The 13,060-nt window shown below is 63.6% G+C and carries 13 protein-coding genes and 1 pseudogene; 9 read left to right on the top strand and 5 right to left on the bottom strand.

Annotated features, from left to right (window positions below):
- Positions 1-26: 26 nt before the first annotated feature.
- The 4 genes from ACTAQI_RS05100 to ACTAQI_RS05085 are packed head-to-tail and all read left to right on the top strand — an operon-like array spanning position 27 to position 3,908.
- Positions 27-944 (top strand): dihydrodipicolinate synthase family protein, encoded by a 918-nt coding sequence (locus ACTAQI_RS05100; protein ID WP_457949999.1) that lies wholly within the window; start codon positions 27-29, stop codon positions 942-944.
- Positions 945-970: 26 nt separating this feature from the next.
- Positions 971-1,927: an ROK family protein gene (locus ACTAQI_RS05095; protein ID WP_457950992.1), complete on the top strand. Its 957-nt coding sequence runs from the start codon at positions 971-973 to the stop codon at positions 1,925-1,927.
- Positions 1,928-1,986: 59 nt separating this feature from the next.
- Positions 1,987-2,670: an N-acetylmannosamine-6-phosphate 2-epimerase gene (locus ACTAQI_RS05090; RefSeq protein WP_457949997.1), complete on the top strand. Its 684-nt coding sequence runs from the start codon at positions 1,987-1,989 to the stop codon at positions 2,668-2,670.
- Entirely contained in the window at positions 2,667-3,908 is a 1,242-nt protein-coding gene (locus ACTAQI_RS05085) for an N-acetylglucosamine-6-phosphate deacetylase (RefSeq protein ID WP_457949995.1), read from the top strand. The genes ACTAQI_RS05090 and ACTAQI_RS05085 overlap by 4 nt, the downstream gene beginning before the upstream one ends.
- Positions 3,909-3,940: 32 nt before the next feature.
- On the opposite strand, the gene ACTAQI_RS05080 is transcribed toward ACTAQI_RS05085, so the two are convergent.
- The 5 genes from ACTAQI_RS05080 to ACTAQI_RS05060 all read right to left on the bottom strand — a co-directional run bounded on the left by ACTAQI_RS05080 (position 3,941) and on the right by ACTAQI_RS05060 (position 8,924).
- A complete protein-coding gene (locus ACTAQI_RS05080; RefSeq protein ID WP_457949993.1) occupies positions 3,941-4,708 on the bottom strand; it encodes a glucosamine-6-phosphate deaminase in 768 nt (255 codons plus the stop codon).
- A 93-nt stretch (positions 4,709-4,801) separates the two neighbouring features.
- The gene (locus ACTAQI_RS05075) at positions 4,802-5,533 is read right to left on the bottom strand and encodes a FadR/GntR family transcriptional regulator (protein WP_457949991.1); all 732 of its coding nucleotides are present in this window, start codon (positions 5,531-5,533) and stop codon (positions 4,802-4,804) included.
- 575 nt (positions 5,534-6,108) lie between these two features.
- Positions 6,109-6,933, bottom strand: a complete 825-nt coding sequence (locus tag ACTAQI_RS05070) for an NAD(P)-dependent oxidoreductase (RefSeq protein WP_457949989.1) — start codon at positions 6,931-6,933, stop codon at positions 6,109-6,111.
- Positions 6,934-6,968: 35 nt separating this feature from the next.
- Complete coding sequence (locus tag ACTAQI_RS05065; protein ID WP_457949987.1) at positions 6,969-7,895, bottom strand: SDR family NAD(P)-dependent oxidoreductase; 927 nt, start codon at positions 7,893-7,895, stop codon at positions 6,969-6,971.
- 201 nt (positions 7,896-8,096) lie between these two features.
- Positions 8,097-8,924: a helix-turn-helix domain-containing protein gene (locus ACTAQI_RS05060; RefSeq protein WP_457949985.1), complete on the bottom strand. Its 828-nt coding sequence runs from the start codon at positions 8,922-8,924 to the stop codon at positions 8,097-8,099.
- Positions 8,925-9,114: 190 nt separating this feature from the next.
- On the opposite strand from ACTAQI_RS05060, the gene ACTAQI_RS05055 reads away from it, so the two are divergent.
- The 5 genes and pseudogenes from ACTAQI_RS05055 (at position 9,115) to ACTAQI_RS05035 (ending at position 13,042) form a co-directional block, all read left to right on the top strand.
- Positions 9,115-9,741 carry an HD domain-containing protein gene (locus ACTAQI_RS05055; protein WP_457949983.1) on the top strand — a complete coding sequence of 209 codons (627 nt, stop codon included), beginning with the start codon at positions 9,115-9,117 and terminating at the stop codon, positions 9,739-9,741.
- Between the two features lie 260 nt (positions 9,742-10,001).
- On the top strand, positions 10,002-10,985 hold the full coding sequence (locus tag ACTAQI_RS05050; RefSeq protein WP_457949981.1) for a GlxA family transcriptional regulator: 984 nt from the start codon (positions 10,002-10,004) through the stop codon (positions 10,983-10,985).
- 124 nt (positions 10,986-11,109) lie between these two features.
- Complete coding sequence (locus ACTAQI_RS05045; RefSeq protein ID WP_142134092.1) at positions 11,110-11,412, top strand: tautomerase family protein; 303 nt, start codon at positions 11,110-11,112, stop codon at positions 11,410-11,412.
- Positions 11,413-11,561: 149 nt separating this feature from the next.
- Positions 11,562-12,395, top strand: a pseudogene (locus tag ACTAQI_RS05040) (alpha/beta fold hydrolase).
- Between the two features lie 89 nt (positions 12,396-12,484).
- Complete coding sequence (locus ACTAQI_RS05035; protein WP_457949979.1) at positions 12,485-13,042, top strand: NAD(P)H-dependent oxidoreductase; 558 nt, start codon at positions 12,485-12,487, stop codon at positions 13,040-13,042.
- The last annotated feature ends 18 nt before the right edge of the window (positions 13,043-13,060 follow it).

The raw sequence follows: 13,060 nt of genomic DNA, 5'->3' as shown, positions 1-13,060 counted from the left end.
ACATTTCCAACCATCGGAGTATTCACGTGTCCACCCAGTTCCAGGGCGTCATCCCGCCCGTCGTCACCCCCCGCCACGCGGACGGCAGCATCGATACCGCCTCGCTGAAGAACGTCACCAAGCACCTGCTCGACGGCGGGGTGTCCGGACTGTTCGTCCTTGGATCTTCAGGGGAAGTCCCCTATATGACCAATGGCGAGCGCGAGCTGGTGGTCAGCACCATTGCCGACGCCAACGCGGGCGCCGTGCCGCTGATTGTCGGCGCCAATGAGCAGACCACCAATCGCGTCATTGAAGAAGCGAAAAAGGTCATTGACCTCGGCGCTGACGCCATCGTGGTCACTTCCATGTACTACGCGATCGGCAACGCCGCGGAAACCGAAACCCACTTCCGCAGCATCCATGCCGCCGTCGACAAGCCGATCTTCGCCTATGACGTCCCCGTCCGCACGCACTACAAGCTCCCCACCGACCTCCTGGTCCGGCTGGGCCGCGACGGCGTGATTGCGGGCGTGAAGGACTCGTCCGGCGACGACGTCTCCTTCCGCCAGCTGCTCCTCGCCGCCAAGGACATCCCCAACTTCGACATCTTCACCGGCCACGAAGTCGTGGTCGACGGCGCCCTGCTGGGCGGCGCGCAGGGCGTAGTGCCGGGCCTTGGCAACGTAGATCCCCGCGGCTACCGCCGCCTGTTCGACGTCGCACAGGCCGGCGACTGGGCCGGTGCGGCACGGGAGCAGGACCGCCTCGCAGACCTTTTCGAGATCGTCTACACGCCCAATGGGCGCGTCTCCGGCGGCGCAGCGGGCCTCGGCGCCTTCAAGACTGCCCTGCAGGTCATGGGCATTATCGAATCCAACACCATGAGCGCGCCGATGTTGTCCCTCAACGAGGACGAGACCACCGCCATTAAGGTGATCCTGGAACGCAACGGCCTCGTCTAGTCCCTGGCGCCACTCTCGTGAAGAACATGATGTACGCGATCGGTGTTGACCTCGGCGGGACCAAGACTGCTGCCGGCCTGGTTTCCGGGGACGGGACTGTCCTGTTTTCGGCGACTGTGCCCACACTCAACCGCGACGGCGGGGCGGCGATCCTTGATGCCACTGCGGCGCTGGTTTCTTCCCTTGCCGCGCGGGCAGAAGCAGAAGGCCTGGACGTTGCCGGGGTTGGCGTCGGCTCGGCCGGCGTCATCGATGCCGGGCAGGGACTGGTGGTCTCGGCAACCGATGCCATCCTCGGCTGGGCCGGTACGGCACTCACCGCAGGCCTTGCAACCCGGCTTGGCCTGCCGCCGTCGTCAATCCAGGCAGTGAACGATGTCCACGCACACGCCCTGGGCGAGGCCTGGGCAGGGGCCGCCGCCGGAACCGAAAGCTCCCTCCTGGTGGCCTTCGGCACCGGTGTGGGGGGCAGCTTTGTGCTTGGCGGGCACCCTGTCCTGGGGCACCGCTTCGTAGGCGGCCATGTAGGCCACTTCGCGTCACCCTATGCGTACGACGGCGGCACTCCGATCCCCTGCGTCTGCGGCGGTTCAGGCCATGTCGAGGCCATAGCCTCCGGTCCCGCCATCCGTGAGGCCTACCTCAGGCTGGGCGGCGCATGCAGCGTGGCGGACGCCCGCGCCGTCTTTGCCCTCGCCGGCACGGGCGACGCCACAGCAAGCGAGGCCGTCCGCCTTGGCTCCGCTGCGGCCGGGCAGGCAGTAGGCGGCCTGGCGAACATCCTGGACCCCCAGGTCGTGGTTGTTTCCGGCGGCCTCTCAGATGCCGGCGCCTCATGGTGGCGCCCGATGGAACGCGCCCTGCGTGCCGAGCTCCTGCCCACGCTGTCCGGCCTCCCGGTGCTGCCCGCTAAACTCGGCAACACGGCAGCCATGGTGGGCGCCGCCCGCCTCATCCTCGCCCGGCCTCCCCACCGGCGCTGACCTCCCAACCCGCCCGCAATCCACAGCTTTAGGCCCCGACCTTCCAGAGGAATCTGCCCGTGATCCTGACTCTCCAAGCCCTTGAAGCCCTGCGTGGGCAGCTGATTGTGTCCTGCCAGGCCTACCCGGGTGAGCCCATGCGGGATCCCCGCACCACGGGCCAGGTCGCCGCCTCCGCTGTTATCGGTGGCGCGGCTGCCATCCGGGTCCAGGGCCTGGCCGACGTGCAGCACACGCGTTCCGCGGTAGAGGTCCCGGTGATCGGGCTGTGGAAAGACGGCCATGACGGCGTCTTCATCACTCCCAGCCTTCGGCATGCCCTCGCTGTGGCTAACGCCGGCGCCCATGTGGTGGCAATCGATGGCACCCGCCGGAGCCGGCCGGACGGCCTCACCCTGGCGCAGACAGTGGCCGCTATCCATGCCGAATCCCACGCCTTGGTGATGGCGGACTGTGGTTCCTTCGACGACGCGGCGGCAGCGGTCGAGGCCGGCGCAGACCTTGTGGGCACCACGCTGTCCGGCTACACCGGCGAGCGTCCCAAAACCCCCGGCCCCGACCTGGACCTCCTGGGGCACATCGCGGCAGCGGAATTCGGCGTCCCCCTCATCGCTGAGGGACGCATCCATACGCCTGCCCAGGCACGCCAGGCCCTGGACGCCGGCGCGTTCGCCGTCGTCGTCGGGACAGCAATAACGCACCCGGCCACCATCACCGGCTGGTTCGCCGAGGCCCTGAGATGAGGCCAACAACCGCCCCGCCGGGATCGGGCAACTACCTGCTCTCCGGCACCGCTGTGACCGATGGCTATTCCGCCGCAAATTCCTCAGTCGCCGTAGTTAACGGCTTCATTGCCTATGTTGGGCCCTTGGCGGGCCTGGACCGCTCCGCCCTGCCTGAACTTGAAACGCTCAAACTTCCGGCTGGAAGCATGATCCTGCCCGGCCTGGTGGATCTGCACTGCCATGGCGCGGCCGGCGGGGACTTCCCCAGCGGCAACCTGGCCGCGGCCCGCACTGCCATAGACTTCATCCACCGCAGCGGGACCACTACCCTGATGGCCAGCCTGGTGACGGCTTCGCGCGAGGATCTGCTCAAGGGCATGATGGGCCTGCGGCTACTGGCGGACGAGGGACTCATCGCGGGCATCCATGCCGAGGGCCCGTTCCTCTCCCACGCCCGCTGCGGCGCGCAGGACCCGCGGTTCCTGCTGGACCCCGACCTCGACCTGCTGGACGAGCTGCTGGAGGCCGCCGGCGGCCACCTGCGCACCATGACCTACGCGCCGGAACTGACCAGCTCGGACGCCCTCGTCCGAAAGCTTGCGGAGCAGGGCGTGGTGCCGTCGCTGGGCCACACGGATGCTGACGCACGGACTACGGCAGCTTCCCTCACCGAGGCCTCCGAACTGCTCGCTGCCTCCGGGCCGGCGTCGGGATCCCGTCCCACGGTGACGCACCTTTTCAATGGCATGCCGCCGCTGCACCACCGCAGCCCCGGCCCTGTCGCGGCTTGCCTCCGGCTGGCCGGGGCCGGCAAGGTGGCCGTTGAACTCATCGCGGACGGCGCGCACCTTGATCCGGATACGGTTCGGATGGTTTTCGAACTGGTGGGCGCGGACAACATTGCTCTCGTGACCGATTCCATGGCGGCCACGGGCCTGCCTGACGGTGACTACCGTCTGGGGCCCGCGTCCGTCTCGGTCAGGAATTCCGAGGCCCGGCTCACCGGCAACGGGTCCCTTGCCGGCGGGACGGCGACCCTCCTTGACGTTGTCCGGCGGACCATCGAAGCAGGCGTGGATCCGGCCGCCTCAGTTAAGTCTGCTACGGCCGTTCCGGCAGCCATCATCGGCCGGGCAGAAGAAATCGGAAGCCTGCGCGCAGGCCGGCGCGCCGACGTCCTTGCGGTGGACCGGGACTTCCAGCGGGTCCTGGTCCTGCGGGCCGGCCGTCTTCTGTGGCCCGCGGTCCAGCCGTAGACTTCCCGTTTCCTGCTCCTTATGCGGCCGCCCTACACTGCAGCGGCGGCACCGCCCACGCGCACGGCTACCTGCCGGCTCCCCGGCGAAAGCTGCGCAGCAGCGGCTTCGTCAGCCACCACCGTCACATGAGGGTGCAACTGCAGAACTGACGCGGGGCAGTCGGTCGTCACAGGGCTGTTGACGGCCGCAGCCAGGATGCCAGCCTTGTCCGCGCCGTTGACCACCAGCAGGAGATGCCGGGCTTCAAGGATGGTGCCCAGTCCCTGGGTGATGCAGCGCAGGGGCACGTCCGACGGCGAATTGAAGTAGCGGGCGTTGGCCTGCCGGGTTCGTTCGGTGAGCATTTCAACGCGCGTCCGGGATTCGAGTGCCGAGCCCGGCTCGTTGAAGGCCAGGTGCCCATTGTGGCCGATCCCGAGGATCTGTACGTCGATGCCTCCGGCGCCGGCAATGGCAGCCTCATAGTCAGCCGCCGCACGTTCCGGGTCCGCGGCACTCCCGTCCGGAACCGCAACCTTGGCGGGGTCAAGGTGCAGCCTCTCAGTCACTTCACGCCGGACAACTTCAGCGTAGCTTTCAGGATGTCCTGCCGGCAGGCCGACATATTCGTCCAGCGCGAAGGCCCGGATTCCCGTGACATCGAGCCGGTGCCCAGCCAGCGCTTTATAGATCGGAAGGGGCGAGCCTCCCGTTGCAACCCCCAGCACGGCGCTCGGCTTACTGCGGATGACGGCTGCCAGGATCCCGGCCGCGACGGAGCCGGTGGCTGCGGCAGTAGGCACTACGAAAATTTCCATGGCAAAGCACTCTCTACGAAAAACGGCATGGGTGAGTCCCCCCGGAACACGGGCGGTGAAGGAAGTACAGGCAGGAAATCGGGCGGGCGTCCGTCAGGAGGCCGCGACGTCCTTGAGTTTCAGGCGGATGCCGTCGAAGTGGCGCTGGAGGCGCTCTGAGGCCAGGGCCTTATCCCGGCCGGCAACGGCCTCGTAGATGTTCCAGTGGATTTGAACCTGTTCCTCAAGGTTGACCGGCCCGGAGCCCAGCGCCTCATGGATTTGGCGGTACACCTGCCAGAATACGTCCATCAGGTTGATGAGCAGTTCGTTGTTCAGGGGCGCGTAGAGACGGCGGTGGAACTCCGCGTCATGCTCCGCGAGGGGGTCGCCTTTTGCGGCGGCATCCTGCATCGCCTGCATGGTGGACCGGAGGTCCGCAAGATGGTCCTCCGTCAGGAGGTCTATGGCTGAACCGATGAGGCCAGATTCCAATGCCTGCCGCACATCAATGAGCTCCATTGCTTCTTCGCCCTTGTGCCTGAGCGAGAGCCTGCCGCGGAACGTCAGCCCGGACACCAGGGCGCTGAAGTTGTTGGGGGCAACGAACATGCCGAACCCGTGCCTGATTTCTATGACGCCGAGCGCTTGCAGAACCTTGAGGGACTCGCGGACAGTATTCCGGCCCACACCCAGTTCAGCGGACAGTTCGCTCTCGGTGGGAAGCGCGTCCCCAACATCGAGCCCACGTTCCAGGATCAGCTCCATGATGCGCGTTTGAAGTGCCTGGGAGCGGATTTGCGCGCTAAACCTTGCCGACGATACCGCTGCGGGTGCTACTGTCACGTCATCTCCTTCGACCGCACTCTGTCGGCGGCCTTACTCTAATGACAAGTATACAGGAGATAGGACGTCCTTTATCTTCCATCTCCCACTTAATTCGGGCCGGTGAGCCTGTCGAGCGTCGGGAGCAAGGCACCGCTGCAAAAATCGCGGGACACGGAACCGTTTCGATTGCTGAATGCCTTGAAGCCATTGCTTCCACAGAATATAGACATTCCCGGCTCGTTCAGGTCAACCAGCCGGGGCCTGGCCTCCGATAAACCCCGGCCAGCGGAGTCCACCTACACCTGCGGCAGCATGCTAAGCGCTGCGCTACAGGCTGGATCATCCAGCCCGGCCTTTCTGCTGTCAGAGCTCTTCCGAAAGCCGCCCTAGCCCATGAGGACAAGCTCAGCAGGTGAGATTATTCTCCAGTACCTGCGGAACGCCATACTGGGTGGAACAGAACCCCTCCGCTCCCCTGCCGGTTCAGGGGATATTGTGTCGCTGAAGCGGCCGATAATGCTCGCCTGCCCGGACAAGACAGCGCCTGCGAGGCCGCCGTTATCGACGCAAGCCTCGCGCCAAGCCCAAACGTCTTATCGAAAGTCCCAGGAAAGGCTCATTGCAGCGAGTTGGCGAAACCCTTCCGTATCAATGACCTGCAGGACTTTAAGGTGTTCGGCGTTGTCGGTCGTGACAGCGCCGGTAAGTGCCTCAAGCGCGAAGCTTCTGCCCGTTCCGGAGAGCAGCAGATCCATCAGGGGTCCCACGTTCAGCTTCAGATTGTTGGCCAGCGCCAGGATGTCTTGGACGTTTTTCTGGTTCATCATGAGGAGAGCATTGTTGATGAGCTTGCCGGTTTGACCAGTTCCGGTCGCTCCCATGTGGGTGATCTTCCCAGAAAAGGCCGAAAGAACAGGCCTGACGATCTCCAGTGCCTGGATGGGGCCGCCGACTATGGTCGTCAGCTGCCGGGCTTCGGCGCCGGGGCGGCCACCGCTGACGGGAGCGTCCAGCACCAGCACCCCGGACGAAGCGGCGCGGTGGGCCATTGACTCCGCGTAGCCGGGAAGTCCGGTGCCATGGTTGATCAGGATGGTCCCCGGCGTGAGGCTTTCCAGCAGTCCGCCCGAGGTGAGAACCTCTTCGATGTCGGAGTCCTCCCTAAGGCATAGTCCGACGACGTCAGTGGCGGCCCCCAGTCCGGCAAGGGTGTCATGCCGAACGTATGGCAGACCTTGGAGGGCTGCGAGGGAGGCTTCGCGCCGGACCCAGACATGCAGCTCGAATCCTGCGGCGGCGACGGCTCGGGCCATGGGAGCGCCCTGGTCTCCGAGGCCTATCCAGCCCACTTTCGTGTCCCGCAGAGTTGTGTTTGGGTTGGTTGGTGCCCGCGGAGTATCTGTTTCGGAGGTGCTCATGTCTTGCTCCCTTTGTCTTGAGAAGTTGTCGGCGTTCACGTAGCAAGCTGTGCCAGGAGTTCAGCGGAGAGGTCCCAGAGGCGTCGGGCGTTAGCCGGGTCGAGGGCGTAGGGAGCCACCCCTGTGTAGTCCGTGCCCCGGTGGTCCACGACGGGGGCTTCGTTGACGTCCTCAAAGTAGCGACCGCCGATGCCATCCAGGTCAGGGGAAGTGGCGACATACAGGGTGGTAGCTGCACCCTGCTGCGGGGTCTTCTGGCGCTCAAGTGGCGTCCGGAGGCCCCCTGTGTGGCGTTGAAGTTTGGTGGCTATGGCGCCGGGCATAACCGCATTTGAAGTGATGCCGTCTCTTGCCCAGCGCTCGGTCGCCGCGACGGCGAACAGTGCTGAGGCCGTCTTGGACTGGCCGTAGGCCAGGAACGGGTCGTAGGGGACGAAGTTGAAATGAGGGTCATCAAACAGCACCGGGGCAAATAGATGGCCGCTGGAACTCAGGGAGACAATGCGGGCGCTACCGGCGTCGGCCAGCTGTCCGTGCAGGGCGTTGGCGAGGGCGAAATGTCCGAGGTGGTTGGTGGCAAACTGCATCTCCCAGCCTTCAGGGGTCCGTTCCAGCTCCGGCAGGGCCATGATGCCGGCGTTGTTGACCAGAACGTGGAGGGGGCCGCTCCACTGCGCGGCGAACTCGGAGATAGAGGACAGGTCCGAAAGGTCCACGCGGCCCACAATGATGTTCGGATTGCCGGTTGAGCTCCGGAGATCGGCTGCAACCGGTGCGGCTGCGCTAATGTTGCGGACCGCGAGAGTGACTTCGGCTCCAATGTTGGCGAATGCACGGGCGGTCTCAATGCCGATGCCGGAGGCCCCGCCGGTGATCACAACCCGTTTACCCGTGAATTCGATGCCTTCCGTGACGTCGGAGGTGGTTGAGCTGAACCCGAACTTGGTGGTGATTCTTGTCATGGTGATGAGCTTTCTTGCGACAGACGCGAGTCGACGGATCTCGAGGGGGCCAACGCCCGCACCTCGGCAACTTCCGGATAGGAGTTCGGTGAACGGGCTTATGACTCAGTGTGCGCCGATCGAAAAGAGGCAGCCAGAACCCTGGGTTTCATATGAATACCAGGGCTACCCTGAGGAACCGTCTTGGTTCCTTGTCGAATTTCAGTCCGCTTGCGGAAGAGTGGCTGCCAGCCGTTGCAAGGCCAGTTCGGACCGACTCCCGGGCTCGGCGTGATGAATGACCAGAAGGTGCCCGTCGGTGCCGGTAACTGCCAGTTTTTCGTGGAAGAGCTCCATGTCTCCCACCAGTGGATGGTGCAGAAGACGTTTCCCCGCGACTTTCGGGCGCACATCGTGGCGAGCCCACAATTGAAGGAAGTAGGCACTGCTCTTTGACAGGTGGAAGACCAGCGCTTCAAGTGCGGGGTCGTTGAGCCGCTCCCCAACAGAGGCCCTCAAACCGGCGGTGGCCTCCTCCATGACCTGTTCCCAGTCCTCGTAAAGCTCCCGCTCGGCAGGGTCCAGGAACGCTTCTCGGAGCACGTTCGTCCCAACTTTATTCCTCGGCGACAGCGCGACTGCCAACGGGTTGGCAGCGAGGACGTTCATGAAGCGGTCCTGCACGAAAGCCGGGACATGGGCCAAAGTCATCAGCAGATGCGAAAGCCCTGTGTCAACGCCTGCTGCCTCTCCCACCCCTGCCTCGGCCACAGAGTCGGGGTGCGCCAAGCGGTGCAGATGCAAGGTCGAGGGCGGATCCAGGCGAAGGGCCCGGGCAAGGGCATCGAGGATCTGCGGCGACGGGTGGTGGTCTTTTCCCTGCTCCAGCCGCACGTAGTAATCAACGCTGATACCCGCAAGCCCTGCGACCTCCTCACGTCGAAGACCCGGGACCCGCCGCCGGCCAAGCCCACCGAGACCAGCATCTTCGGGGCTAACAAGCCCCCGACGGGCCTGCAGGTATTGGCTTAAAGCCTGGTTTTTCGCCACCTTCCCAATGTACGCTCGCCCTGGACAGGTGGCTGACCCTCTCCGCTGCCCTTCCGCGCAGGGCGAGGACATCTTTACGCTTAAATTTGCCCCGCTATGCGAGGCGTCCGACGATCTTCAGCCTGTTTGGTTTGGGTAGTCCATGATGATGAGTGGAACGCGGACACCTTAACCACGAAAAGGAAGATAGATGACGGACGCAGAGACAAAAGGACCCACTCTCATGCATGCCGACGGCGCCGTACTCGCTGCCGCCGAGGAGTTGTTGGTTCAGCTCTTGCAGCGGCCCATCTTCAACCACAGTGCCCGGGTGTTCGAGTATGCCCGAACCATCGCTGTAGGCGAGGGCTGTGCCGTTGATGTTGCAGCTCTGCGGATCGCTTCCCTTTTCCACGATGCCGGGACCCTCGATGAGTATGACGGTCCGCAGCGCTTTGAAGTCGAAGGTGCGGACGCGGCCGCGGCGTTCCTGACCACCCATGGATGGGAAGCCGCCCGGGTTGACTCGGTGTGGGAAGCGATTGCGCTGCACACCTCACCTCAGATCGCTGAACGCCGCGGACCCGTGGCACGGTACCTCCGCCTCGGCGTGCGGGCCGACTTCGGGGATGACACCCTGCTGCCTCGTGCGGAGAAGCACCGTTCCGAAATCCAAGCGACGTATCCCCGCCTGATGATCGAACAGTGCCTGAACCAAACAGTCGTTGAGCAGGCATTGCGCAACCCGGAGAAGGCACCTCCATCCTCCTGGCCCGGTGGGCTGCTGCAGGCTCACCTGAGCACAACCCACACCCAGGGGACCAACCCCGCCTTCTAGCCGTTGCTCAAGCCCTTGCATTCGCGGAGTGGGCCGCGGTCCGCTCCGCGGATCTCTTGTCCCCCAGGACATGAGCAAGGGGGCGGGAGCTTCACGCCGCCTGGCGATGCTTTCTGAATTAGTCCTTCAAATCCGGTGGGCACCTGCGGCATGAGTGAGGCCTGTTGTGAACTTACAGGGTCACGATCCATGATGGGAAAGGCCCCCCAAAGAGTGCTTGGCGGTGTGTGCATCGCCGGATGCGAGGACTGCGGTGAGAAGTGAGTGAACGAAGCAGGACCATCGGGTTCCTGGTCCATGACAACGTCACGATGATGGACATCGCCGGGCCAGCTGACGTGTTCCATCATGCCAATGCCTTTGGCGCCGACTATAAGACAGTCATGGTCTCAGCGGACGGCCAAGCCAAACGTGCTGCAAACGGCCACTATCTGATGGTGGAAACCACCGCCCGTCGGGTAGGTGCCCTGGACACGGTGCTCGTCCCTGGGGCCTACGGCATGGTGGCCAAGCCTTTCGAGCAGGAACTGGTCGACGCCGTTACCCATCTGACGAACGATGCCAATAGGATCGCATCCGTTTGCACTGGTGCTTTTCTCCTGGCGCACTCGGGCTTGTTGAACTACCGGAACGCGACAACGCACTGGACCCAGGTCGAGCGGTTCAGAAAGTCATTTCCCCTGGTTAACGTGGTCCCCGATGCGTTGTTTGTGCAGGATGATCCGATCATCACTTCCGCTGGCATCAGTTCCGGCGTGGACCTGGCGTTGTTCATGGTTGAGGATGACTATGGTCCGGAAGTAGCCCGCGCCGTCGTTCGGCAAATGGTCATATTCAACCAACGACCCGGCGGGCAATCACAGCGTTCGGTTGCCGTCGGTGCGAGCACATCCCGGGACCACGTCCTGAGGGAACTTTTGGACCGGATCACGGCTGAGCCAGCGGCCGATTACTCGATCGATGCCATGGCCGCCATGACAAATCTCAGTGCCAGCAGCCTTGCCCGTAGGTTTCAAGAGGCAACCCGGACCAGTCCGGCCCGGTATGTCGAAAAGGTGCGGATCGAAGCCGCGCAGGCAATGCTTCAACGCGGAGCCACTGTTGCAGCAACGGCAGCCGCAACTGGATTCGGAAGTGCAGAGACACTGAGGCGCGTATTCACGCAGAAAGTCGGAATGAGTCCCTCCCTATATCTTGAGCGACTCATGCTGCGCCACGGCGACGGCGGCCGCCTCCCCGCGTGATGTTTATACCCTGACGCTATTTGTGGGTTTCCTGACGGAATCAGCGGGTCCCCTGATTCTTTCCAGGGACGATGCTTGACGTATCCGGGGCAATCCGGAGCACCCACAGACAAAGGAGAAGGCAATGCCCTTCGTAAACGTCAAGCTCGTCGACGGGGTCTTCACGGAAGACGAAAAGCACCGGATGGCGGCGGCACTGACCGACGTCATGGTTCAGTTTGAAGGATCCGAAGCTTTCCGGGAGGTCGTTTGGGTCCTCATCGAAGAACTGCATACTGACGGTTGGCACATTGGCGGCCTTCCCTTCCGGGGACCAGCCAGCCTGATGGACGGCCTCGCCCGTTCCAAGAGCCTCTACGAGTCCATCGATGGCCATCCAGTGACCCGGACCGAGCTGGCCGAAAAAGCACCCGTTCGGGACAAGTAACCGGCCTGCAGGTTCGGTGACGTTTTTACTCCGGCAGTGCGCCCTCGTCGAACCTGACGGCCAGTCCCTACCCAAGCCACATCGCACTTCGATCTGCTGACAGCTGGAGAACCACCGTTCGTTCTCCCCTCAAGAAAAGAAACAGAATTATGGCTTTCATCAAAGTCGGTACGGAAAACAGCACGGACGTCGAGCTTTACTATGAGGACCACGGCACGGGGCAGCCGATTGTCCTGATCCATGGCTACCCGCTGGATGGCGGGTAATGGGAGAAGCAAAGCGCAGCCCTCCTGAACGCCGGCTACCGCGTCATCACCTACGACCGCCGGGGTTTCGGCAAGTCAAGCAAGCCGACCACCGGCTACGACTACGACACCTTCGCAGCAGACCTCAACACCATCCTCGAAACCCTGGACCTGCCGGAGGTCGTCCTGGTTGGCTTCTCGATGGGCACCGGCGAAGTGGGACGGTACATCGCCACCTATGGCGAGGCACGGACAGCCAAGGCAGCGTTCCTTGCTTCCCTCGAACCATTCCTCCTGCAAACCGAGGACAACGCCACCGGCGTTCCTTCCTCGGTGTTCGACGGCATCCGCAACGCCGCCATCGAAGACCGCTACGCCTGGTTCGCCGATTTCTACAAGGATTTCTTCAACACCGACACCTTCCTTGGAAGCCGTCTCAGCGAGGAAGCCCTGCGCAACGCATGGAACGTTGCCGCCCACTCCTCCTGGTACGCCTCGTTCGCTGTCGTCAACTCATGGCTCACGGACTTCCGTTCCGACGTCGAGAAGATCACCGTCCCGGCCCTGATTGTCCATGGAACGGAGGACCGCATCCTCCCAATAGGCGCAACAGGGCGGGAGTTCACCAAGCGTGTTCCCACCGCTGAGTACGTGGAGATCGAAGGCGCCCCGCACGGCATGCTCTGGACCCACGGTGGCGAGATCAACGAAATCCTGCTCCGCTTCCTGAACAAGTAATCCAGGCCCTGCCACCCGACCGGAGGGTGTGGAACCGACACTGTCCACAGCCTGCTGCGGCTTCCCCTCAATGAAATGGAACCACGACCATGATAGCTGTACATCACAAGACGCTGGTCCTTCTGGACCATCCCAACCTTTCCACTTCCCGTATCAACAGGGCCCTGGCAACCGCGCTCGAGGATGCACCGGATCCGACGGTGCACGACCTAAGACGCCTGTACCCCGACGGCCACATCGACCTCGCTGCCGAGAGGGCCGCGGTGGAAGCGGCCGAGAACATCGTCCTGCAGTATCCAACCCACTGGTACGCGCCTCCGGCATTCCTCAAAACCTGGCTCGATGAGGTGCTTGTCCGCGGCTGGGCCTACGGTACCGGGGCACCCGGAGCCCTTGCAGGCAAGACACTCCGTGTTGCCACCAGCACCGGCGGCGCCGGGGATGCTTACTCTCCGAACGGCTTCCACGGGTGGGACTACAACGACATCCTCATCCCGCTGCAGGCCACAGCCCGACGGCTCGGAATGCAATGGCTCAGCCCCTTCATCCTTCACGGCGTCCGTGACCTGACGGACGAACAGCTGCAGGACCGGGCGCAGGACTACAGGAACCTGCTGTCGTTGCGCACCGTGCCGGAGCACGTCTAAGCAATGCCGGCGAGAACC

The sequence above is a fragment of the Pseudarthrobacter sp. alpha12b genome (genome assembly GCF_054130495.1).
This window is presented reverse-complemented; position numbering and strand designations above follow the sequence as displayed.